The organism is Nonomuraea sp. NPDC049421, assembly GCF_040677005.1.
GTDB classification, from domain to species: Bacteria; Actinomycetota; Actinomycetes; order Streptosporangiales; family Streptosporangiaceae; genus Nonomuraea; species Nonomuraea salmonea.
Genome location: NZ_JBFAQA010000030.1, coordinates 26714 through 49319, shown reverse-complemented (window position 1 = coordinate 49319; position 22606 = coordinate 26714). Strand labels below are relative to the sequence as shown.

Genomic DNA, 22606 nt, shown 5'->3' with positions numbered 1-22606 from the left:
CAGCCGCAACTCGTCAGGTTCCTGCCCTCAGGCGTACCAGATCGGTCTTTCCGTTCGGCAGCAGGGGCAGCCGGGACATCAGCCGCAGGTCGCGCGGGGCAGCGTGAGGAGGCAGCCTATCGCGGCAGAATGCCCGCAATTGCGAAATTGTGGGAGGCGCGCCGGGGTCGGCGGGGACGATGACGGCAGTGACCAGCTCGCCCCACTCAGGGTCGGGTACGCCGATCACGGCCGCGTCGGCCACCTCCGGATGGGCGGCCAGGACGGCGGTCACCGCGGCGGCCACCACCTTCTCGCCCCCGGTGTTGATGACGTCGTCGGCGCGGCCCAGCACGCGCAGCCGCCCGCCGTCCAGCTCGCCGAGGTCGGAGGTGACGAACCAGCCGCCGTCGAGCGGGGCGGGCGGCCGGTCGAAGCGGTAGCCGGAGAACAGCACCGGGCCCGCGATCCTGATCAGGCCGTCGTCGCCGATCTTGAGGTCGACGCCGTCGAGCGGCCGTCCGTCGTAGACGCAGCCGCCTGAGGTCTCGCTGCTCCCGTACGTCGTCACCACCCGCGCGCCCAGCTCACGGGCCCGGTCGAGCAGGCCGGGACGGGGTGCGGCGCCGCCGAGCACGATCGATTCGAACACCGACAGGTCGGCCCCCATCTCGACCAGCCGGTGGAGCTGGGTGGGGACCATGGAGACGTGGTCGGCGCCGGAGTCCAGCACCGCGTGGGGGTCGAACGAGGGGTGGATCACCGGCTCGCTGCCGGAGAGCAGGGCGCGTACCAGGACCTGAAGGCCGGAGACGTGGGCGACGGGCAGGCAGCACAGCCAGCGCTCGCCCCTGACCGCCCCGACGCGGCGCAGCGAGGCCGTCGCCGAGGCGTGCAGGGCGGCGGCCGAGAGCAGCACGCCCTTGGGGGCGCCCGTGCTGCCGCTGGTGGAGATCACGACCGCCACGTCGTCGGGCACGCCGGCGCCGTCGCCGCGGGGGACGCCGCCGACGTGGGTGGGCCGCAGCGCCTCGATGGCCGGCCCCTCGTGGCCGGGGACGAGCGGGAGCACGGCGGGCCCGTCGCCCGCCAGCGCGGCGCGGATCGCCGCGAAGAGAGCAGGTCCCGGAGGCTGCACGATGGCATGCAGCGGACGGTCCGGATGCGACGGGTTCCTCCACATGCTCGTAAGGTTAATGGCGACAGGTCGGACAGCGGGTGCAGGGAGGGTCGTGACGCGTTCCCCCGTGGTCTGCCGGACCGCGCGGCTTCCCGGGCAGACCGTCAGGTCCCACCTGCCGTCGCCGCCCCCGGCCCGCACGCGGCTCCCCGGCCGGCCCCTCAGGCCCGGTGCGTGGGCGCACCGTCCCTCGGTGAAATTTCATGATTTGTCGGCATTTGAGATTGAATCTCCCCAGTGGCTTCGCCGGAAGCAGGAGGCGTCCCGTTGAACCCCGCTACCGCGCTGGCCACGGTGCTGGTCGATGAGCTGGTGCGCTGCGGCCTGACCGACGTGGTGCTGGCGCCAGGCTCGCGTTCCGCACCGCTGGCCATGGCGCTGCACGCCGAGTCGCGGGTGCGCCTGCATGTCCGCATCGACGAGCGCTCGGCGTCGTTCCTGGCGCTGGGGCTCGCCAAGCGCTCAGAGCGGCCGGTCGCGCTCATCTGCTCGTCCGGCACCGCCGCCGTGAACTTCCACCCGGCCGTCGTCGAGGCCGCCGAGTCGGGCGTGCCGCTGCTGGTGCTGACCGCCGACCGCCCGCCCGAGCTGCGCGGCACCGGCGCCAACCAGACGATCGACCAGCTCAAGCTGTACGGCTCAGCGACCCGCTGGTTCGCCGAGGTCGGCGTGCCCGAGGACCGTCCTGGCCAGGTCGCCTACTGGCGTTCGCTGGCCTGCCGCGCCTACCAGCGCGCCGCGGGGGCGGGCAACCCCGGCCCCGTCCACCTCAACCTGGCCTTCAGGGAGCCGCTGATCCCCGACGGCGACACCGAGTGGTGCGAACCGCTCGACGGCGGCGCCAACGGCCCGTGGGTGCGGGCCAGGGTCGCGCCCCCGCCCATCGCCCTGCACCTGCCGCCGACCAGGCGCGGCGTGCTGGTGGTCGGCGACGGCGCCGCCAACGTGCGCCGCTACGTCGCCGCGGCCGGCATGGCGGGCTGGCCGGTGCTGTCGGAGCCCAGCGGCGGCGGCCGCTACGGCGACCACGCCATCTCCACCTACCATTACCTGCTCGGCACGCCCGAGTTCGCCGACAGCCACCGGCCCGACGTCGTGGTCACGCTCGGACGTCCAGGGCTGTCGCGCCCGCTGCTGTCGTGGCTCGCGCGGGCCGGCGAGCACATCGTGGTCGCGCCCGACCTCGACCGCTGGCCCGACCCGACCCGCTCGGCCACCCAGGTGGCGCAGGCCGTGGAGATCCCGGTCGCCTCCGGCGACGACAGCTGGCTGCACGCCTGGCGGCACGCCGACCTCGCGGTGCGGTCGGTCATGGACGAGGTGCTCGACCTGACCGGCACCAGCGAGCCGCGCCTGGCCAGAGACCTCGTCGACGCGCTGCCGAACGGCGCCCTGCTGTTCTGCGGGTCCTCGATGCCGATCCGCGACCTCGACCAGGCGATGCGGCCCAGGCGGGGCATCCGGTTCATGGCCAACAGGGGCGCTTCGGGCATCGACGGGCTCGTGTCCACCGCCATGGGGGCCGCGCTGGCGCACAACGGGCCCTCGTACGCGCTGATGGGGGACCTGTCGTTCCTGCACGACCAGAACGGGCTCATCCTCGGGCCCCGCGAGCCGCGGCCCGACCTGTGCCTGGTCGTGGTCAACAACGACGGGGGCGGCATCTTCTCGCTGCTGCCCCAGGCGGCGGTGCGGGATCCGTTCGAGCGGGTCTTCGGCACGCCGCACGGAGTGGATCTCGGGTATGTGGCGGCCGCCACCGGCACGCCGTACACGCTCGTCTCCGACATCGGTGAGCTGCCCAAGGCGCTGCGGGGGGAGGGGCCGCGCATCGTGGAGGTGCGGACGGACCGGGAGGAGAACGCGCTCGTGCACGCCCGCCTGCGCGAGGCCGCCCAGGACGCCGTGCGGGCCTTCCTCAGCGCCTGAGCCTCCCCCGGCGGGTCACTCGGCGGGTCCCTCGGCGGGTCACTTGGCGAGGGCGTCGAGGAGGCGGTTGAGCGGGCCGTCGATGCCCCAGCGGTCGGCCAGGGCGACCAGGGCCTCCGCGTCGCGAGGCTTGGCGGGCAGCGTCAGGTCGGCGTCGGGCAGCGGCGCGTCCTTGGCCACCTCGACCACCGGCGGGGCGACGCGCAGATAGTCGCGGGCGGCGGCCAGGCGGGTGCGGCTGCCGGCCGGGAAGCCGTCGGTCTCGCCCGCGTCGAGCGCGTCCAGCAGCCCGGAGAGCGAGCCGAACCGGGTGATCAGCGCGGCGGCGGTCTTCTCGCCGACGCCGGACACGCCGGGCAGGCCGTCGCTGGGGTCGCCGCGCAGGGTGGCGAAGTCGGCGTAGGAACGGCCGGGGATGCCATATTTGGCCGTGACGAACGCCTCGTCCGCGATCTGCAGGTTGCGGATGCCGCGCGCGGTGTAGAGGACGCGGACCGGGCGGGCGTCGTCGACGAGCTGGAACAGGTCGCGGTCGCCGGTCACGATGTCGACCGCGCCGCCGGCCTGGGCGGTCAGCGTGCCGATCACGTCGTCGGCCTCGTAGCCGGGCGACTCGAGGCGGGCGATGCCGAGGGCGTCGAGCACCTCCTGGATGACCGCGATCTGCGGCACCAGCGCCTCGGGCACCACCTCCGTGTTGCCGTGCGCCACCCGGTGCGCCTTGTACGTGGGGATCGCCGCCACCCTGAACGCCGGCCGCCAGTCGGCGTCCATCGTCGCCGCCAGCTGGTCGGGCTCGTATTGGCGGACGAGGGTGGCGATCATGTCGATGAGCCCGCGTACGGCGTTGACGGGCGACCCGTCGGGAGCCTTGATCGACTCGGGGACGCCGTGGAAGGCGCGGAAGTAGAGGGACGGGGTGTCCAGAAGCATCAGCACGCGACCCATGCTGCCACCCCGCACCGACATCCCGCCCACCCCAGCTCACCGGTGCTCAGGCGTCGAGGATGCCGACCGCGACGAGGCAGGCGTCGTCCTCCGGGTTCGGGCCGCCGATGTCGGTCAGGAGGGCGTCCAGGCCGTCGTCCAGGTCGTGGGCGGACAGCCGGCGGGCGGCGGCCAGCACCAGGTCCAGGCCCACGTCGATGTCGCGGACCCGCCGCTCGACCAGCCCGTCGGTGAACATCAGCAGCAGGTCGCCGGGCAGCAGCCGGGTGGTGGCCAGCTCGTACGGGCTGCCGGACGCCGCCCCCAGCAGCACCCCTCGGGGCTTGGCGAGCTGGCTGGCCACCCCGTCGCGTACCAGGATCGGCGCCAGGTTCCCGGCCTGCCCCCAGGCGAACACCCGGGTCGCCGGGTCGAGGTGGCCCACGATCGCGGTGGCGGTGGTGTCCTTGAGCTGGTGCATGACCAGGTCGTTCAGCCAGTCGAGCAGCCGGTTGGCGGCCTGCCCGGTCATCGCCAGGCCGACCAGGGCGTGGCGGAGCTGGGCCATCCGGGAGATCGCCGGCAGGCCGTGCCCTGAGACGTCGCCGATGGTGAGCAGCAGCCGGCCGTCGGGGGCGGGCGCGGTCTCGAACCAGTCGCCGCCCAGGTTCGCGGTCTTCTCGGCCGGTACGTACCGCACGGCGACCCTGGTGTGCGGCAGATCCAGGCAGCCGACCGGCGCGGGCAGGATGGCCTCGCGCAGCGCCAGCATCACGTGCCGCTCCTCGGCCGCCTGCTCGCGGGCCTCCAGGAGCTGGCGGCGCGACTCCGAGACCATGCGCTCGGCGCGGCGGCGGCCGGTGATGTCCTGGATGACGCCGTGCATGCCGATCGTGCCGCCTGGGCCCGGCAGCGGTTCGAGCACGACGCGCAGGTCGCGTACGTCCCCGGCGTCCCGGCGGATGCGGAACTCCGCCTGCACCGGCTCGACGCCCTGCACCACCGACCACAGCAGCCGGTCCAGCGTGGCCACGTCGGCGGGATCGACGTGCTCGGCCAGGTCGGGCAGCGCGATGGGACCGTCGTCGGGGTCGCGGCCGAAGATCACGTAGACCTGCTCGGACCAGGTCGTCTCGCCCGTGTGCAGGTGCCACTCCGCCCAGCCCATGTTGCCCAGCCGCTGGGCGTGCGCCAGCCGTACGGCGAGCATCTCGGCCTCGCTCTCGTGCCCGAGCAGCTCGGCCGCGCCTATGACGTCGACCATGGTCTCACTCTCGAAGCGCAGGGAACTGGACAATTGGCCCCACACTACGTGATCGACCTTGAACGTGGAGTAGCCATGAGATGCGGCGTGGTGAGACCTTTTCGCGGATTTTAGGCGGTGCACGTACGAGTAGATTGGGCCTGTGACGTCCTCAGATCTGTATCCCGTGTCCCGTCTCGCCGCCGTCCAGGAGGCCACCGCCAAAGCCGGTCTCGACGCCCTGCTGCTCACGCCGGGGCCCGACCTGCGTTACGTCAGCGGCTACGACGCCAAACCGCTGGAGCGGCTGACATGCCTGGTGGTGCCGGCCTCGGGGGAGGCGTACATGATGGTGCCCCGTCTCGAGCTGCCCGCCGCGGAGGCGTCGCCGGCGTCCAGGCTGGGGCTGGAGTTCGTGGCGTGGGACGAGACCGACGACCCGTACGCGATCGCCGCCGCCCGCCTCGGCCGCCCGGCCAAGGTGGGGCTGGCCGACCGCATGTGGGCCATGTCGTCGCTGCGCTTCCGCGAGGTGCTGCCGGGCACCGAGCAGGTGCTGGCCGGCAGCGTGCTGCGGGAGCTGCGGATGCGCAAGTCGCCCGCCGAGGTGGCGGCGCTGCGGCAGGCCGGCGAGGCCATCGACGGCGTGCACCGGCAGGTGCCGGAGCTGCTGCGGGCCGGGCGCACCGAGCGCGAGGTGGCCAGGGACATCGCCGAGGCCATCCTCGCCTCCGGCCACGCCACCGTCGACTTCGTCATCGTCGCCTCCGGCCCCAACGGCGCCAGCCCGCACCACGACGTGTCCGACCGCGTCATCCAGGCGGGCGAGCCGGTCGTGGTCGACATCGGCGGCCAGCTGCACAACGGCTACTGCTCCGACTCCACCCGCACGTACAGCGTGGGCGAGCCGCCGGCCGATTTCGCCGCCTATTACGAGGTGCTGCGCCAGGCCCAGGACGCCGCCTGCCGCGCGGTGCGGCCCGGCGTGTCGTGCGAGTCGATCGACGCCGCGGCCCGCGACGTCATCGCCGCCGCCGGCCACGGCGACTACTTCGTCCACCGCACCGGGCACGGCATCGGCATCGAGACGCACGAGGAGCCGTACATCGTGGCCGGCAACGGCGAGCCGATGGAGCCAGGGTTCGCGTTCTCCGTCGAGCCCGGCATCTACCTGCCCGGCCGTCACGGCGCGCGCATCGAGGACATCGTGGTCTGCACCGACGGCGGCTACGAGCGGCTCAACGACACGCCGCGCGAGCTGGTCGTCGTCTGACGGGCGTGTTCCAGCAGGTCACGTACGCCACCAGGCCCGGCTCCGCGCGTCCCGACGAGGACCTCGTGGTCGCCGGGCCGTCCTGGATCGCCGTGCTCGACGGCGCCACGGCCGCGCCCGGCGTCGACAGCGGGTGCGTGCACGACGTCGCCTGGCTGGTGGGGCGGCTCGGCGGGGCGCTGGCCGCCGAGTTGTCCCGCGACGTCCCTGATCCGCTCGCCGTGGTCCTGGAACGCGCCATCGAGGCCACCGCCGCCGCCCACGCTCCTTCCTGCGACCTCGCCAACCCCGACTCGCCGTCCGCCACCGTGGCGCTGGTGCGGGTGCGCGAGCGGCTGGAGTACCTCGTGCTCGGGGACTCGCCGGTCGTGCTCTCCCTGGCCGGGGGCGGGGTGCGGGTGGTGTCGGACGACCGGCTCGAGCGGCTGCCCGGCGGGCGGCCGTACAGCGTGGAGCTGGTACGCCGGCTGCGCAACGCGCCCGGCGGGTTCTGGGTCGCCGCCGCCCGTCCCGAGGCCGCCCGCCAGAGCGTCACCGGCGACCTTCCCGCCCGTGACGTGCGCGGGGCCGGGGTGTTCACCGACGGGGTGTCACGGCTCGTCGACTGGTACGGGTGGCGCTGGGAGACCGTGCTCGGCCTGCTCGCCGGGCGGGGGCCGGACGCGGTGATCTCCGCCGTACGGGCGCTGGAGAGCGAACGGGGGCCCGTACGCGGGAAGCGCCACGACGACGCCACCGCCGCCTGGGGGCTGCTGCGCCGGCCCGCCTGACGACGTGGTGTATCAGGTGCTCGCACCGCCGCTCTGGGATGGCGAGGGCGGCGGAGGGAGTTCGCATGTTCGTCGGCAGGACGCGGGAGCTCGCCCTCCTGCGCGGGCAGCTGCACGCGGCCCTTGCGGGGGCCGTCAGGATCGTGGCCCTCGAAGGGCCCGAGGGGATCGGCAAGACCGCGCTCATCCATGAGGCCCTCCGTTCTTCTGCGCCCCGCGGGGAGGCGGGCGCGAAGGGCGTCAGCACGCCGGCGGTGAGCGGCGTCGAGGGCGTCAGCACGCCGGTGGTGAGCAGCGCGGTGAGCGTCAGCACGCTGGCGGTGAGCGGTGCCGAGGGCGAACGCGGGCTCCGGCTCAGCGTCGTGCGCCAACTCGCGTATGAGGCCGCTCGCGTTTTGGGCGTCGGGCCGCTTGATGCGGGTGCCTTTGAGGGCGGGGCGGCCCTTGCCGCGCTCGCCGGCGCGGGCGTCGTCGCCCCTGAGGACCGTTTCTGTGCGGGCCGTCCCAGGACTTCCGGCTCTGGGCGCTTCGGTGCGTGTGCCGCCGGGGAGTTGCTGTGTGCGGCTCTCTCGCGGGTGGCGGAGCGGGGGTGCGTCGTGGTCGTGGACGACGCGCAGTGGGGTGATCGGGCGTCGTTGCGGGCTCTCGCGTACGTGCTGCGGCACCTGCGGGCGGGACGGGTCATCGTCATCGTCGCGTGTCGTGATATATCCGACCCGTGGCTGCCTGAAGGGCTGCGGCGGTCGCTCACCGGTGACTCCACCCTGCGATTGACCCTCGAGGGCCTGACGCCCGACGACCTCGCCGCCCTGCTCACGTGTTCAGAGGGCGGGGCGAGCTCGGGTGCGGTCCCTGAGCGCGGGGGAGCGGCCTGGACAGGAGCGGGCCACTCCCTTGGTCGGCCTCACCCGCAGGCTCTCCTCCGGGACGGTCACGATCGTGCGGTGCCGGGGGCGGACCTGCCCCTTTGGAACCGGTCACCGGAGCGGCTCGGGGCGGGGGCGGTGCGGCGGTTGTGGGAGCACACCCTGGGCAATCCGCTGCACGTCCGTGAGTTGCTGGGCACGCTGCCCCACGGCGTGCTGGACGATCCCGGGGCGCGGTTGCCTGCGCCGGGGACGTACCGCAGAGGCTTCGAGCGGCGGCTGCGCGCCTGCGGGCCCGACGCCGCGCGGCTGGTGGCGGCGTGCGCGGTGCTGGGCGGGCCGACACCGCTGCACGTGGCCGCGAGCGTGGCTGAACCTGTGGCCGTCGGCGATGTGCCGCTGGAGGCTTTTGAGGAGGCCGTGGCCGCCGGGGTGCTGCGGGAGGCGGGTGGGCGGCTGGTCGACTTCCCGGAGCCGCTCGCCAGGGCGGCGGCCTACGACGGCATCGGGCCTGCCACCAGGGCCCGCCTGCACCTGGCCGCCGCAGGGGTGGCCGATGACACCGGTGCGGCGTTGCGGCATCGCGCCGCCGCCGCGTTCGGGCCGGATGGGGAGCTGGCCGAGGAGCTGGCGGGGTTCGCGGCCAAGGCGGCGCAGCACGGGCTCTGGCGGGAGGCCGCCGCCCATCTCGACCTGGCCGCCGGGCTCACCGAGCCGGCCGGGCGGCGCGACGAGCTGCGTACGGCCGTCCTGGAACATGTGCTCATCGGCGGCGACGTGCTGCACGCCGCCCGGCTCGCCGCCGCGCGCAACACCGACCCGCGCCCCGCCCGCCGGTACGTGCTGGGCCGGCTCGCCCTGGCCGCCGGGCGCTTCGAGGCGGCGTACGAGCTGCTGTCCGAGGCGTGGCGGCACGCCGAGCCAGGGCACACCGCCGACGTCGCCGAGCAACTGGCCTGGCTGCACCTGGTGACGGGCGATCCCGTGGAGGCGGCGGCATGGGCCCGCCGGTCGATCGACCAGCCCATCCAGAGCCCGGCCGCCCGCCCTCACGACGTCCTTGCCCTGACCCGGGCCCTCACCTGTGTCGCGTCGCCCGAGGCAGGCTCGGCGCCGGACGACGGGCTGGCCGGTGCGGTGGCGTTGCTCCGGCGAGGAGCGGTGGGTGCGGCCGGGAGCGTGCTCAGGCGGGTGGTGGGCGCGGCCGGGACCTTGGCGCAGCATCGGCTGCTGGCCACCGGGCTGCTGGCCGTCGCCGATAACGAGATGGCGCGGTGGGACGAGGCGGTGGCCGGGGCCGAGGACGCTCTGGCCGAGGCGACGGCGCTCGGACAGCGCTGGCTGCTGCCCCTGCTGGAGGTGGCCTGTGTGGCCCCGCTGGCGGCCAAGGGCGAGCATGAACGGGCGCTCGCGCACGCCACGTCCGCCGCCACGACCGCCCGCGGGATGCGGCACGCCCTGGGGGAGCGGCAGGCCGGACTCGCCCTGGCCTCGCTCGGCGCGGGGCCGCTCCCGGAGGGCGAGTGCGGTGACCCCGGGTGCGGGGCGCTGTTCACCCCCGACCCGCGTCCTGGACGCATCGAAGCCCGCGCCGCCGACGGCCGGCTGGAAGAGGCGGAGCGCCTGCTCGCCGTGTACGAGAGACACGCTCAGGCCCGGCCGGGCGGCACGGAGCAGGTGCCCGCCTCGGCCCAGCGCCGTGCTGAGGACCGTCCGGGCACCACGGGGCGGGGGCTCGCTGGGGGCGAGGGTCGGGTGGGTGCTGAGGTGGGGAGGTTGCGGGGGTTGGTGCTTGTGGCCGGGAACGTTCCAAAAGAGGCGGAGGCGGAGTTCTTGCGGGCGTTGGGGATGGCGGCGGGTGTGTGGCCGTTCGAGGAGGGCAAGGTGCTGCTCGACCTGGGACGGTTGCTGCGGAGGACCGGGCGGCGGCGGGCGGCGGCCGAGCGGCTGGGGGCGGCTCGGGAGATCTTCCAGCGGCTCGGCGCGCGGTCGCGGGCCGAGCGGTGTGCGCACGAGCTGGAGGCGTGCGGGCTGGAGCCGCCCGCCACCGTACGGCTGGGGCTCACCCCGCAGGAGCTGAGCACCGCCATGCTGGTGGCCGGTGGGCTGACGAACCGGCAGATCGCCAGGGAACTGCTCATCAGCGTCAAGACCGTCGAGTACCACATCGGCAAGATCTATACGAAACTCGGCATCGGCTCCCGCGTCGCCCTGACCGCCGAACTTCACGCGGCTGGCTTGGGGGAGAGGCGAACGGGCCCGCCCGGCCAGGCAGCTGATACCTTGATCGATACCGCGTGATCATGAAACAATTGCCGTGACAGGTGCATATCCAGGGGAGATGGGGGTCGTCGGGCATGATCCGCGAGCCGGTCGAGCGGCCCTAGGATGCCGGGCGACGAGCTGGACGAGGCGTTCGAGCTCGGCGAGACGTGCGCAATGGCCGCCGAATGCGGCAGAGATCTGCGGCGGTGCGCCGAAATGTACGGCGGGTTGTTCCCCGCTGCCGCTTTCACCACCGACCTCATTCACACCCTGACCTTGTCCACCGCGTTCAGCGCCCCCTGGGCCGGCGCCCACCGGCTCAAGGTCGTCAACCGGGCCGCCCTGTGGGTCCTCGCGGTGGACAGGATCGTCGACCACACCGCGCTCACCCGCTCCCACGTCGACCGCCTGACGAAGGAGTGCCTGGACGTCGCGCGGGGCGCGGCGCCGCGCTCGGCGGTCTCCCGCTTCCTCGCCGACCTGCGCGACGAGCTGGGCACCGCCAAGGAGTTCGGCGACCTGCAGGACATCTGGGCCGACCAGCTCGCCCGCATGCTGGAGGGCATGGCGCGGGCCTGGACCTGGCGGGACGCGCATGCGACGCCGTCGCTGGACCACTACGTCGAGAACGCCGACAGCCGCGGCTCCTGCTTCGTGGACCTGTGCCACTGGATCTACACGGCCGACGACTGGTCGAAGGCCCACCTGGAGGAGCTGCGGGCGGTCAGCCGGCAGGTGCAGCGCTACCTGCACCTGCTCGGGGACGTCGTGACGTACCGGCGGGACCTGAGCTGGGGCGACCTGAACGTGCTCGCGCTGGGCGTGGAGCGCTCGCAGGTGACGGCCGCGATGGCCGAGCTGGCCCGCAGGGCGCAGGAGCTGATCGAGCCGGTACGCGCCCACAGCCCCCGCACGGCCTTCTACCTGCACAGACAGCTCGGCTTCCACACCGGCTTCACCGGCGTTTCGGGCTTTCACCCGCCAGAGTAAAGTACTCGTCTGAATACATGACAGACAAACTTGACTCTTTGGCTGTTAGATCGCCGAATAAGCGGGCGTCCTGTCACAAACCGTGACATTTTCATTCTTGTAAAAGATTGCGGCTTGAGTGGAAAATGTGGCGTTGCTAGGGTGTCTCGATGCCAGGCATGTGGCTCGACCTTCACAGCTTTCCTTGACAGGTACCACTGACCACGGCACCTCAGGGACGGGGTCACACATGCGCGGGAATTGTACGGGCGGTGCTGGATGGAATTCGGTCGCTCAGACCGTTGGCGGCTGCCGACAGCGATCAAGATCTTGATCGCCGGGGGCTTCGGCGCGGGCAAGACCACCATGGTCGGTGCCGTCTCCGAGACCAGGCCACTGCGCACGGAAGAGGCGCTCACCCAGGTGGGCACGCACATCGACGACCTGTCGGGCGTGGAGCGCAAGTTCACCACCACGGTGGCGATGGACTTCGGGCGCATCACGATCCGCAACGACTACATGCTCTACCTGTTCGGGACGCCGGGCCAGGAACGGTTCTGGTTCGTCTGGGACGAGCTGGCCATGGGCGCGCTCGGCGCCGTCGTGCTGGCCGACACCCGCCGCCTCGACGACTGCTTCCCCGCCGTCGACTACTTCGAGAAGCGCGACCAGCCGTTCATCGTGGCGCTCAACCAGTTCGAGGGCACCAGCCCCTTCACCGTCGGCGACGTGCGCTCGGCCGTCGGCCTGGCGGCGGACATCCCGATCGTGCGCTGCGACGCCCGCCGCCGCGATTCGGGCAAGGAGGTGCTCATCACGCTCGTCGAGCACGCGATGCGCAGGGGAGCATCCCCGGTCGGGACCATGTCGTGACCATGACCGGCTACCTTTGACCGATGGAGGAGATCGACCGCCGCATCGTCACGCTGCTGGCCCGTGACGGCCGCATGAGCTTCACCGATCTGGCCAGGGAGACCGGGCTCTCGGTCTCGGCGGTGCACCAGCGCGTACGCCGCCTGGAGAAGCGCGGCGTGATCCGCGGATACGCCGCGATCATCGACCACGACGCGGTGGGGCTGCCGCTGACCGCGTTCGTGTCCATCAAGCCGATCGACCCGGCCGCGCCCGACGACGCCCCCGAGCGGCTGGCCCACCTGACGGCCATCGAGGCGTGCCACAGCGTGGCCGGCGACGAGAGCTACATACTCAAGGTGCGGGTGGCCTCGCCGGTCGCGCTTGAGGACCTGCTGCAGCAGATCCGCGCCTCGGCCAACGTCTCGACCCGCACCACGGTCGTGCTCAGCACCCCTTACGAGCACCGCGCCCCCGACGTCGCGGGCGAGCCACCGATGGCCGCCGAAGGCGCCTGAGCCTGACCGGCCGCAGCGCGACCCCAGGCCCCAGCGCGACCCCAGGCCCCAGCGCGACCCCGCACCCGCAGCGCGACCCCGCACCCGCAGCGCCGTCATAAGAGCCTCTGGAGCGTCCCCTGAACCCCCGGATCGGCCTCAGCGAGCGTAGGCCGTGGACAGCGCCGTCAAGGCCCCCTTGGCGGCGCCCAGCCGTTCCAGGCCCAGCAGCGCCGCCCCCATGACCGGCGGCCGGTCGGCCACCACCGGCTCGGCGTGCGGCGCCCGCAGCGCGAACGCCGCCTCCAGCAGCTTCGTCATCAGCGGGTCGCGCGCGGTCAGCAGCCCGCCGCCGAGCACCACCTCCACGGGCGTCTCCAGCAGCCCGAGCCGGCGCAGGCACACCTCGGCCAGCACGGTCACCTCCTCGGCCTGCCGCTCGACCAGCTCCCTGGCCACCGGGTCGCCGTCGCCGGCCGCCGCCAGCACGCCGGGCGCGAGCTCGTGCAGCCGGTCGCCGTCGACCAGCCCGAAGTGCACGGCCAGCACCAGCTCCTCGACCGTGGCCGTGCCGAAGTGCGAGGTGACGAGGCGGGCCAGCGCGGTGGGCCGGCCCCTGCCGTCCTCGGCGCGTACGGCGTGCCACAGCGCCTCCTCGCCGAGGTCCTGCCCGCCGCCCCAGTCGCCGCTGAGCCGCCCGAGCGCGGGCAGGCGGGCCACCGCGCCGGACGGCGCGACGCCGACGGCGTTGATCCCGGCCCCGCACACCACCGCCACCCCCCACGGCCCCGACGCGCCGGCCCGCAGCAGCGCGAACGTGTCGTTGCGGACCACCACGTCCGCCCCCAGCCCCCTGGCGGCCAGCTCGGCGGCCAGCGCCTCCTCCTCGACCGGCAGGTCCGCCCCGGCCAGGCAGGCCGACACGTGGGCGTACCCGTCGCGCGGCACCCCGGCGGGCAGCGCGGCCAGCGCCGCCGTGATCACGTCCACGGCCGCCGCCACGCCGTCGCGCTGCGGCGCGAACCCGCCCGCGCGGCCCGCCCCCAGCACCGCGCCGTGCTCGGACACCACGGCCACGTCGGTCTTGCTGTTGCCGCCGTCCACGGCCAGCACGAGCCGGCTCACCGGGACGCCGCCCACGGCAGGTGCGCGCGGTTGGCCGCCAGCAGCAGCCCGGCCAGCTCCTCCGCGGTCTCGTCCTGCCCGACGAGCGGATGGGCGAGCAGCGCGTCGCGCACCCGGTCCGCGCCACCGTGCAGGGCCGCCTCCAGGGCCAGCGTCTCGTACGCCGACACGTGCGCGATCAGGCCGGCGAACAGCGGCTCGACCGGCGGGACCGGCAGCGGCACGGCCCCTGTGACGGTGACGGCGGCGGGCACCTCGATCACCGCCTCGTCGCCGAGAAAGGGCAGCGTGCCGTCGTTGCGCACGTTCACGACCTGTGTGTCGCCCCGGTCCCCGAGCAGCGAGGCGATGAGCGCCACCGCCGCCTCGGAGTAGAAGGCGCCGCCGCGCTCCGACAGCAGCTCGGGCTTGGTGACCACGGCGGGGTCGGCGTACAGGGAGAGCAGCCGCGCCTCCATGTCCGCCACCTCGGCCGCCCGCGAAGGCTTCGAGCGCTGCTCGCGCACCACCGCGTCGTGGGCGTAGAAGTAGCGCAGGTAGTAGGAGGGGACGACGCCGAGCCGCCGCAGCAGCCCGGGACGCAGGCCGAGACTCTCCGCCAGCTCGTCGCCGTGCTCGCGCAGCAGCGCGGGCAGCACGTCCTCGCCGTCGAGGAGCACGGAACGTTCCCAGGTGAGGTGGTTCAGCCCGACGTGCCCGAGCGACACGCGGGCGGGGTCGGCGCCCAGCCAGGCGGCGAAGCGGCGCTGCAGGCCGATGGCCACGTTGCACAGCCCGATCGCGCGGTGGCCGGCGTCCAGCAGCGCCCTGGTGACGATGCCGACGGGGTTCGTGAAGTCCACGATCCACGCGTCGGGGGCGACGGCGCGGACGACGTCGGCGATCTCCAGCACCACCGGCACCGTGCGCAGCGCCTTGGCCAGCCCGCCCGCGCCCGTCGTCTCCTGCCCCACGCAGCCGCAGCGCAGCGGCAGCGTCTCGTCCACGTCCCTGGCCGCCTGCCCGCCCACCCGCAGCTGGAACAGCACCGCCCGCGCCCCCGCCACGCCCTCCCCGACCGAGGACGTGGCGAGCACCCGCGCAGGGTGCCCCGCGTGCGCCAGCATGCGCCGCGAGACCCCCGCCACCAGGTCGAGCCGCTTCGCGTCGGGGTCGATCAGCGCCAGCTCCGTCACCGGCAGCTCGCCGCGCAGCCGCGCGATCCCGTCCACCAGCTCCGGCGTGTACGTCGAGCCGCCCCCGACCACCGCGATCCTCAACCCTTCACTCCCGTCAACGTCACGCCCTCGATGAAGACCCGCTGGGCGAAGAAGAACACGATGATCACCGGGGCGGTCACCAGGAGGGTGGCGGCCATGGTGAGGTTCCACTGCACGCTGTGGAACGCCTTGAACGTGGCCAGGCCGAGCGACAGCGTCAGGTTCTCCTGCTCGACGCCGGCGTACAGCAGCGGGCCGTAATAGTCGTTCCAGCAGTAGAAGAACTGGAACAGCGCGACCGCCGCCACGGCGGGGCGGGCCATCGGCAGGATGACCCGCAGCAGCGTCCTGAGGTCGGAGCAGCCGTCCACCCTGGCCGCGTCGGTGTAGTCGCGTGGGATGGTGAGCAGGAACTGCCGCAGCAGGAAGATCGAGAACGCGTCGCCGAGCAGCAGCGGCAGGATCAGCGGCCACAGGCTGTCGGTGAGGCCGAGCCGCGCCCACACCAGATAGACCGGCACCGCGACGACCTGCGGCGGCAGCATCATGGTGGTGACGACCAGCAGGAACGCCGCCCGCCTGCCGCGGAAGCGGAACCTGGCCAGCGCGTAGGCCACCGGCACCGACGACACCACGGTGAACAGCGTGCCGAGCGCCGCGTACAGCAGCGTGTTGCCCGCCCACCGCAGCAGCATCGACTTCTCGAAGACCAGCGCGACGTTCTCCCAGTTCCACTCGCGCGGCCACAGGTCGCTGGTGAGCGCCTGCTCGTCGGTCATCAGCGCGGTCAGCGCGATGAAGGCGATGGGAGCGAGGAACATCAGCGCCAGCGCCACGGCCAGCGCGTGCGTGGCGATCCACACCAGCACCCGCCGCCGGCGCGCCCTGAGCCCGGCGCGGCGGCCGCCGGGCGCGCCGGGGCTCCCCGGCGCGGGGCGGGGCGGCGCGGTCATGGTGGCGCTCATGACACCTCCTCGGCCCGGCGGAAGTGCCGCAGCAGGATCAGCGTGAAGATCATCGATGTGGCGAACAGCAGCAGCGCGAGCACGCAGGCGTAGCCCATGGTGTAGTCGCGGAACCCGGCGTGGAAGAGCCACTGCGGCAGCGTGAGCAGCGACTCGTCCGGGTAGCCGGGGGTGAACGAGCTGCCGGGCGAGTCGGTCGCGCCCGAGGCGACCCGGGAGGCGATCATCGCCTGGCTGAAGTACTGCAGGGCGTAGATGACGTTCGTGACCAGGGCGAACATCAGCACGGGCGCGATCGTCGGCAGCGTCACGCTGCGGAACTGCCGCCAGGGGCCGGCGCCGTCGATGGCGGCGGCCTCGTACAGGTGCCTGGGGACGTCCAGCAGCGCCGCCATGAAGATCACGGCGAGCTGGCCGCAGCCCCACAGCGACAGCAGCGTCAGGCTCGGCTTGGCCCAGTCCGGGTCGCCGAACCAGTCGGGCCCCTCGATGCCGAAGACGGCCAGCACCTGGTTCATCGGCCCCGTCGAGGGGTTCAGCAGGAACACGAACGTGATCGTCCCGGCCGCCATCGGCACCAGCGAGGGCAGGTAGAAGATCGTCCTGAACAGGCCGGTGCCCGCCTTGAGCCGCACCACGAGCTGGGCCAGCGCCAGCGCGAACAGCACGGTCGCCGGGACCATGATGAGCACCAGCCACAGCGTGTTGGCCGCCGAGGTCGGCACCCGCGGGTCCTGCAGCAGGTAACGCCAGTTGTCCAGGCCGATGAACTCCAGCGTGTAGAGGTCGTAGCGGTGGAAGGAGAAGTACACCGTCGACAGCAGCGGATAGACGAAGAAGATCGACACGCCGGCGAGCCACGGCGCGAGCCACACCAGCGCGCGCAATCCCTCGCCGTGCCGCCGCCGCAGCGGTACGGAGGTCACGGCGGCCACCTCAGCCCCCGGACAGCTTCAGCTTGTCGTCGATGACCTTGTCCACGCCCTTGAGCCCGGCCTCCAGGTCCGGTACGTCGCCCTTCTCCCACTTGACGGCGAAGGAGGAGAACGCCTCCTGGTTGAAGACGCTGTTGATGTTCGCGGGCAGGGTCGTGGTCTTGGGATGGGCGAAGATGCCGAGGAAGGTGGCGAAGTTCGGGTCCTTGGCCAGATCGGGCGACTCCATCGACGCCTTGGTCGTGGGGACGTTGCGCAGCGCGTTCGACAGCGTCACCAGCGAGTCGGTGTCCGTCGTCAGGTGCTTGACCAGCTCCCAGGCGTGCTGCGGGTGCTCGGCGCCCTTCGGCACCCCGATGACCGTGCCGGCGGTGAAGCCGCTGCCGTACAGGTCGGGGCGGTCGTCGGCGACCGGCAGGGGAGCGGTGCCGTAGTCGAGGTCCTTCGCCTCATTGGCGATCATGGCGTTGCGCCACTCGCCGTCCAGCACCATCGCGACCTTGCCCTTGTAGAAGGGATGCTCGGCGCTCCACTCGTCGCCGAGTCCCTTGCGGAAGCGGTCGAGCTTGTCGTGGCCGTACCAGTCGACCAGCTCTTTCTGCCAGGTCAGCAGCTTCTTCCAGGCCGGGTCGGAGCCGATGGCCGAGGTGCCGTCGTCGTTGTACCACTTCGCGCCGACCATCGGGCCGAGGTGGCTCATGCTGTTCTCGTAGTACTGGACGCTCGGGATGAACCCGGCGACCTTGATCTCGCCCTTGTCGTCGCGCACGGTCAGCTTCTTGGCCAGCGCGGTCAGCTCGCTCAGCGTCTTCGGCGGCTGCTCGCCCTTCATCAAGGCCTTGTTGTAGTAGAGGCCGTACGCGTCGGCGAGCAGCGGCAGCGTGCACTGCCTGCCCTCGTAGGCGGTGTAGGACCGCGCGACGGCGGGCAGCACCGACAGGTCGACGCCGTCCTGCTCGATGACGGGCGTGAGGTCCTGGAACGATCCCGACCTGCACCACTGTGCCACGTTGTCGGTGGTGAACGAGGCCGCGACGTCGGGCGCGTCACCGCCCCTGATGGCCTGGGTGATCTGGTCGTCCTGGACGCCCTTGACGGCTTTGACGGTGATCTGCGGGAACTTCTTCCTGAAGCCGGCGATGGCGTCCTCGAACGCCTTGACCTCGGCGTCGGTCGAGAAGCCGTGCCACAGCTCCAGCGTGGCGGGGGAGAGGGCCTGAGAAGCGGAGCTCGAAGGACGGGCGCCGAGTGACGGGCCCGCCTCCTTGCCGGCGGTACACGCGGTCAGCGCCAGCGCGGCGGCGACCGCAAGAGGGACGAAGCGCACGGGGGGTGCCTCCTGCCATCCATCATGACGGGACGGTTGAACGGAACACCTCGTCGCGGACGGCGGCGAGGCCGAGGTCGAGTGCGCCGGCGAGCACGGGGTTGCCCTCGACGCTCGACAGGCGGACGGGGGGCTGGGGGATGGTCAGCGCGTGCAGCTCGTGTTCGACCAGCTCGCGCAGGGTCTCGCCGCCCGGCAGCACCACGCCGCCGGTCAGCACGATCAGGCCGGGATCGACGACCGAGGTGATGGCCGCCAGGCCCACGGCCAGGCGGGCGGCGACGTCGCGCAGCCCGGCCCTGGCGTCGTCGGCCTTCTTCCCGGTGCCGGCCGCCGCGCGTACGGCGTTCGCGACGGCCTGGCGGAAGTCGGAGCCGCGCACGCCGTACGAGCGCAGCAGCTTGAGCACGGCAGGGCCGCCGGTCAGCGCCTGGTAGCCGTGGTTGGCGTAGCGGCCCGCCTCGCGGGCCGTCGGCGCGCCGGGGGTCGGCATGTAGCCCACCTCGCCCGCGCCGCCGGTGGCGCCCCGGTGCATGCGCCCGCCCAGCACGACGGCCGAGCCGATGCCCTCGTCGGCCCACAGCAGCACGAAGTCCTGCCGGCCGCGCGCCGCGCCGTGCGCCTGCTCGGCCACCGCCACCAGGTTGACGTTGTTCTCCACGTCAACCGGCGCGCCGAGCCCGGCGCTGAGCGTGGGCACCAGGTCGGGCAGCTGCCAGCCCGGCACATCTTTGGCGGCCGCGTAGCCGAGCCTGCCGGTGGCCGGGTCGATCGCGGCCTGCACGCCGATCACGATCCGGCGCGGCTTGTCCGGCGGGTTCGCACCGCGCAGCGCCGCCGCCAGCCGGTCCACCAGCTCGCCGTGCGGCCGGCGCGGGGTCGGCAGCACGTGCTCGCCGACGACCGTGCCGGTGATGTCGGCCACCTTGGCCTCGATGCGGGCGGGGGTGACGTCGAGAGCGGCCACGTACGCGGCCTCCGGGTTGATCCGGTAGACCTCGGCCGTACGGCCCGGCAGGCCCTCCCTGACGCCGTCCTGCACGACCAGCCCCGCCTGCTGCAACCTGAGCAGGAGCTGGGAGGCCGTGGGCTTGGACAGGCCGGTGAGCGCGCCGATCTCGGGCCTGGTCAGCGGGCCGCGCTCCAGGAGCGCCTGCAACGCCGCGCGATCATTGATGGCACGTAGCAGACTGGGGGTCCCCGGAACCGGGCCGCTCACGGTGTCTCCTTCGCATGGGTTAGGAAACTTTCCTAACTCGCGATGACCATAAGAAGACCCTGGCGAGACGGTCAAGAGGTGAAACCAAGACGTGACCAGGAAAGGAGAAAAGTGACGAGACTGCTACAGCAGGCGTGCTAATGTCGGCGTTTGTCGCAACAACAAGCAGAATGGCCCGGAGTGTCCCATTAACCACATTAACGGTCAGGCGGCAACGCGTCAAACCGAACTGGCAAAAGAGCAGGCGTACGTCACCCGCCTCTACGACCGCCTCGACACCCTTCGCGAGCGCACCCAGCGGCAGCTCAAGGAGGTGCTGGCCGCAGGAGCCGTCGGCACGATGCAGAACAGGTCGGAGCGCGACACGTTCGCCGACATGTACGCCTCGCGCCTCGCCAGGCTCTGGGCGGTCGAACGCGGTCTCGCCTTCGGCCGGCTCGACCACGTCGACGAAGGCCGCCTCTACATCGGCAAGATCGGCATGACCGACGACGACCAGCGCCGCCTGCTCATCGACTGGCGGGCGCCCGTCGCGCAGCCCTTCTACCGCGCCACCCCCACCGCCCCCATGGGCGTCACCCGCCGCCGCCACCTGCAGACCAGGGGCCGCGACGTCATCGGCGTGGACGACGACCTGCTCGACCTCGACGCGCTCACCGACGACGACCGCGCCACGCTCAACGGCGAGGCCGCGCTGCTCGCCGCCCTCGACGAGCGGCGCACGGGACGCATGCGCGACATCGTCGCCACCATCCAGTCCGAGCAGGACCGCGTCATCCGCAGCGACCTCAACGGGGTGCTGGTGGTGCAGGGCGGACCGGGCACCGGCAAGACCGTCGTGGCCCTGCACAGGGCCGCGTACCTGCTCTACACCCACCGCGAGCGCCTTGAGCGGCGCGGCGTGCTCATCCTCGGCCCCAACCTCACCTTCCTGCGCTACATCGAGCAGGTGCTGCCCTCGCTAGGCGAGACCGACGTGCTGCTGTCCACGGTCGGCGAGCTCCACCCGGGCGTGACCGCCACCAAGCGCGATCGCCCCGAGGTGGCCGCGCTCAAGGGCGACGCGCGGATGGCCGACGTGATCGCCAAGGCCGTACGCGACCGGCAGCGCGTCCCGCGCAAGCCGATCGAGCTGCAGGTCGGCCGCATCACGCTCACCATCGACCGGCAGATGCTCGACAACGCCAAGAACAAGGCCGGCCGCTCGCGCCGCCCCCACAACCAGGCCCGTGCCGTCTTCGTGCGCTCGCTGCTCACCGCGCTGGCCAGGCAGCAGGCCCGCAAGATCGGCAAGGGCCTCATCGACGACGACGAGCTGGCCGACCTGCGCGAGGACCTGCGCACCGAGCCGGTCGTCAAGGCCGCGCTCAACCGCCTGTGGCCCTATCTGACGCCCCAGGGCCTCCTGCTCGGCCTGTACGGCTCCGCCGAGCGCCTCGGCCACGCCGCCTCCGCCCTCACCCCCGAGGAACGCCGGCTGCTGCGCCGCGACGGCGGCGAGTGGACCGAGTCCGACGTCCCGCTCCTCGACGAGGCCGCCGAGCTGCTCGGCGACATCGACGAGCAGGTGCTGCGCGCCACCGCCATGCAGGCCGAGGAGGAGCTGGCCGCCGCCAGGCGGGCCGCCGAGAACGAACGCGAGGCCGAGCTGGCCTACGCCCGCGAGGTGCTGGAGCTCACCGGCCTGTCCGACGTCATGGAGGCCGAACGGCTCGCCGAGCGCCAGCGCGGCGACGGCCCCTACCTCACCACCGCCGAGCGCGCCGCCGCCGACCGCACCTGGGCCTACGGGCACATCATCGTGGACGAGGCGCAGGAGCTGTCGCCGATGGCCTGGCGGGCCGTCATGCGGCGCTGCCCGACCCGGTCCATGACCATCGTCGGCGACATCGCCCAGACCGGCTCGGCGGCGGGGGCCCGCTCCTGGGCCGAGGTGCTCGACCCGTACGTCGCCGGGCGCTGGCGGCAGGAGCAGCTGACCGTCAACTACCGCACCCCGGTCGAGCTGATGGACGTCGCCGCCCGCGTCCTGGCCACCATCGACCCCGGCCTGCGGGCCCCCCTTTCCGTCCGCGAGGCGGGCGCCCGGCCCTGGTCGGCGCCGCTCGCCGCGCTGCCCGAGCTGGTCGCCGCCGAGGCGGCCGGCGGCGGCAAGGTGGCCGTGGTCGCGCCCGACGACCTGGTGCCCGAGCTCGGCGCCCGGCTCGCCGCCGCCGTGTCAGGCGCCGCCGTCGTCACGCCGGGCGCCGGGCGGGGCAGGGGCACCGAGGCGCTCGACGCGCCCGTGGCCGTCATGGGCGTGACCGACGCCAAGGGGCTCGAGTTCGACTCCGTCATCGTCGCCGAACCCGACCTCATCGCCGCCCAGTCGCCACGCGGGCCGAGCGACCTGTATGTTGCTCTCACGCGTGCGACGCAACGGCTCGGGGTCGTCCACGAGCGCCCGCTGTCGCCCGCCTTGCGGGACTTGCCAAGCCGCTCGCCGGAGCCCGCTAATGGCCTTTGACCTGCTTTGAAGCCACCGGTCAAACATGTCCTAGCTGCGAAAACTTGATGTTTCTGCTGATCGGGACACGGTTGACATCTGAGGTGGAGTCGGTAGTTTGCTGCGCAGTCCAGCACGGGACTTGGCCGGTTGGCCGTCTCTGACATCGTCGGATCCTGCGTCCGTGACGGAGCGCGACTCCGTCCACACAGCCAGGTGCAGGGCCGTCGGTCCGTCGAGTCGGGGCACCCCAACCGGGCGGGGGGTTGGACCCGGGACGGGTCCGGGAGCCCAGTAGACAACGGAATTCCGCGCTCGCCGCCGACGAGACGGGTCCGGTCCGAAGGGTTTCCGGGCCCTCTTCCCGTTCCCGTGCTCCAGGACCGCCGACGCGCCGGGTGGTCCCGCCTTCATCGCCGCGGGACCGCCCTGCCGTCTTTCCCCTTCTTTCGATCTTCTGCGGGGTGTGCCGACCTGAGTGCGGCCCGAGGGCGGTAGCGTTTTCGCCAGCAGGCGTTTGCGAGGTGGCGAGGAGACCGCGGAGTGGTTCAGGACCGAACGAATCTCACGCCCGCGTCCGGGCGGGTCTCTACCGGCACGC

At 72.8% G+C, this 22606-nt stretch carries 17 protein-coding genes; 8 read left to right on the top strand and 9 right to left on the bottom strand.

The genetic code is table 11. From position 1 onward, the window contains the following. Positions 1-13: 13 nt before the first annotated feature. Positions 14-1162 (bottom strand): AMP-binding protein, encoded by a 1149-nt coding sequence (locus AB0K18_RS38740; protein WP_364925135.1) that lies wholly within the window; start codon positions 1160-1162, stop codon positions 14-16. Positions 1163-1426: 264 nt separating this feature from the next. Here AB0K18_RS38740 and menD point away from each other — a divergent pair, with 264 nt between their 5' ends. After that, positions 1427-3088 (top strand): 2-succinyl-5-enolpyruvyl-6-hydroxy-3-cyclohexene-1-carboxylic-acid synthase, encoded by a 1662-nt coding sequence (gene menD, locus AB0K18_RS38735; protein WP_364925132.1) that lies wholly within the window; start codon positions 1427-1429, stop codon positions 3086-3088. A gap of 39 nt (positions 3089-3127) precedes the next feature. Here menD and AB0K18_RS38730 read toward each other — a convergent pair whose 3' ends face one another. Together AB0K18_RS38730 and AB0K18_RS38725 are read right to left on the bottom strand one after the other, a co-directional pair. Further along, positions 3128-4021, bottom strand: coding sequence for a 5'-3' exonuclease (locus AB0K18_RS38730; protein ID WP_364925363.1), 894 nt, complete (start codon positions 4019-4021; stop codon positions 3128-3130). 61 nt (positions 4022-4082) lie between these two features. Continuing rightward, positions 4083-5279 (bottom strand): SpoIIE family protein phosphatase, encoded by a 1197-nt coding sequence (locus AB0K18_RS38725; protein WP_364375965.1) that lies wholly within the window; start codon positions 5277-5279, stop codon positions 4083-4085. Between the two features lie 142 nt (positions 5280-5421). On the opposite strand from AB0K18_RS38725, the gene AB0K18_RS38720 reads away from it, so the two are divergent. From AB0K18_RS38720 to AB0K18_RS38695, 6 genes are all read left to right on the top strand, one after another. Next, positions 5422-6531, top strand: coding sequence for a Xaa-Pro peptidase family protein (locus AB0K18_RS38720; RefSeq protein ID WP_364925129.1), 1110 nt, complete (start codon positions 5422-5424; stop codon positions 6529-6531). A 5-nt stretch (positions 6532-6536) separates the two neighbouring features. After that, a complete protein-coding gene (locus AB0K18_RS38715) occupies positions 6537-7301 on the top strand; it encodes a protein phosphatase 2C domain-containing protein (RefSeq protein ID WP_364925126.1) in 765 nt (254 codons plus the stop codon). Positions 7302-7366: 65 nt separating this feature from the next. Continuing rightward, positions 7367-10468, top strand: coding sequence for an AAA family ATPase (locus tag AB0K18_RS38710; RefSeq protein ID WP_364925124.1), 3102 nt, complete (start codon positions 7367-7369; stop codon positions 10466-10468). 87 nt (positions 10469-10555) lie between these two features. Continuing rightward, complete coding sequence (locus tag AB0K18_RS38705) at positions 10556-11422, top strand: terpene synthase family protein (protein ID WP_364925121.1); 867 nt, start codon at positions 10556-10558, stop codon at positions 11420-11422. Positions 11423-11680: 258 nt separating this feature from the next. Further along, a complete protein-coding gene (locus AB0K18_RS38700) occupies positions 11681-12274 on the top strand; it encodes an ATP/GTP-binding protein (protein ID WP_364925118.1) in 594 nt (197 codons plus the stop codon). A 23-nt stretch (positions 12275-12297) separates the two neighbouring features. Further along, the gene (locus AB0K18_RS38695; protein ID WP_364375983.1) at positions 12298-12771 is read left to right on the top strand and encodes an Lrp/AsnC family transcriptional regulator; all 474 of its coding nucleotides are present in this window, start codon (positions 12298-12300) and stop codon (positions 12769-12771) included. Between the two features lie 138 nt (positions 12772-12909). Here the strand turns inward: AB0K18_RS38695 and AB0K18_RS38690 are convergent, their stop codons facing one another. The 6 genes from AB0K18_RS38690 to AB0K18_RS38665 are packed head-to-tail and all read right to left on the bottom strand — an operon-like array spanning position 12910 to position 19520. Continuing rightward, positions 12910-13875 carry a BadF/BadG/BcrA/BcrD ATPase family protein gene (locus tag AB0K18_RS38690; RefSeq protein ID WP_364925116.1) on the bottom strand — a complete coding sequence of 322 codons (966 nt, stop codon included), beginning with the start codon at positions 13873-13875 and terminating at the stop codon, positions 12910-12912. Next, positions 13872-15134 (bottom strand): 6-phospho-beta-glucosidase, encoded by a 1263-nt coding sequence (locus tag AB0K18_RS38685; protein ID WP_364925113.1) that lies wholly within the window; start codon positions 15132-15134, stop codon positions 13872-13874. Before AB0K18_RS38685 ends, AB0K18_RS38690 begins: the two co-directional genes overlap by 4 nt. Then, positions 15131-16039 (bottom strand): carbohydrate ABC transporter permease, encoded by a 909-nt coding sequence (locus tag AB0K18_RS38680; RefSeq protein ID WP_364925110.1) that lies wholly within the window; start codon positions 16037-16039, stop codon positions 15131-15133. Before AB0K18_RS38680 ends, AB0K18_RS38685 begins: the two co-directional genes overlap by 4 nt. Next, positions 16036-16965 carry a sugar ABC transporter permease gene (locus AB0K18_RS38675; protein ID WP_364925107.1) on the bottom strand — a complete coding sequence of 310 codons (930 nt, stop codon included), beginning with the start codon at positions 16963-16965 and terminating at the stop codon, positions 16036-16038. Before AB0K18_RS38675 ends, AB0K18_RS38680 begins: the two co-directional genes overlap by 4 nt. A gap of 10 nt (positions 16966-16975) precedes the next feature. Beyond that, the gene (locus AB0K18_RS38670) at positions 16976-18301 is read right to left on the bottom strand and encodes an ABC transporter substrate-binding protein (RefSeq protein WP_364925104.1); all 1326 of its coding nucleotides are present in this window, start codon (positions 18299-18301) and stop codon (positions 16976-16978) included. Positions 18302-18323: 22 nt separating this feature from the next. Then, the gene (locus AB0K18_RS38665; protein WP_364925101.1) at positions 18324-19520 is read right to left on the bottom strand and encodes an ROK family transcriptional regulator; all 1197 of its coding nucleotides are present in this window, start codon (positions 19518-19520) and stop codon (positions 18324-18326) included. A gap of 313 nt (positions 19521-19833) precedes the next feature. On the opposite strand from AB0K18_RS38665, the gene AB0K18_RS38660 reads away from it, so the two are divergent. Beyond that, positions 19834-22026, top strand: a complete 2193-nt coding sequence (locus AB0K18_RS38660) for an ATP-binding domain-containing protein (RefSeq protein WP_364925098.1) — start codon at positions 19834-19836, stop codon at positions 22024-22026. Positions 22027-22606 lie beyond the last annotated feature (580 nt).

What these genes read in the sequence shown, in the direction of transcription:
- AB0K18_RS38695 (WP_364375983.1), top strand. Translation starts at nt 12,298, where the DNA reads ATGGAGGAGATCGACCGCCGCATCGTCACGCTGCTGGCCCGTGACGGC.
- AB0K18_RS38730 (WP_364925363.1), bottom strand. Translation starts at nt 4,021, where the DNA reads ATGCTTCTGGACACCCCGTCCCTCTACTTCCGCGCCTTCCACGGCGTC.
- AB0K18_RS38725 (WP_364375965.1), bottom strand. Translation starts at nt 5,279, where the DNA reads ATGGTCGACGTCATAGGCGCGGCCGAGCTGCTCGGGCACGAGAGCGAG.
- AB0K18_RS38705 (WP_364925121.1), top strand. Translation starts at nt 10,556, where the DNA reads ATGCCGGGCGACGAGCTGGACGAGGCGTTCGAGCTCGGCGAGACGTGC.
- AB0K18_RS38680 (WP_364925110.1), bottom strand. Translation starts at nt 16,039, where the DNA reads ATGAGCGCCACCATGACCGCGCCGCCCCGCCCCGCGCCGGGGAGCCCC.
- AB0K18_RS38710 (WP_364925124.1), top strand. Translation starts at nt 7,367, where the DNA reads ATGTTCGTCGGCAGGACGCGGGAGCTCGCCCTCCTGCGCGGGCAGCTG.
- AB0K18_RS38700 (WP_364925118.1), top strand. Translation starts at nt 11,681, where the DNA reads ATGGAATTCGGTCGCTCAGACCGTTGGCGGCTGCCGACAGCGATCAAG.
- AB0K18_RS38740 (WP_364925135.1), bottom strand. Translation starts at nt 1,162, where the DNA reads ATGTGGAGGAACCCGTCGCATCCGGACCGTCCGCTGCATGCCATCGTG.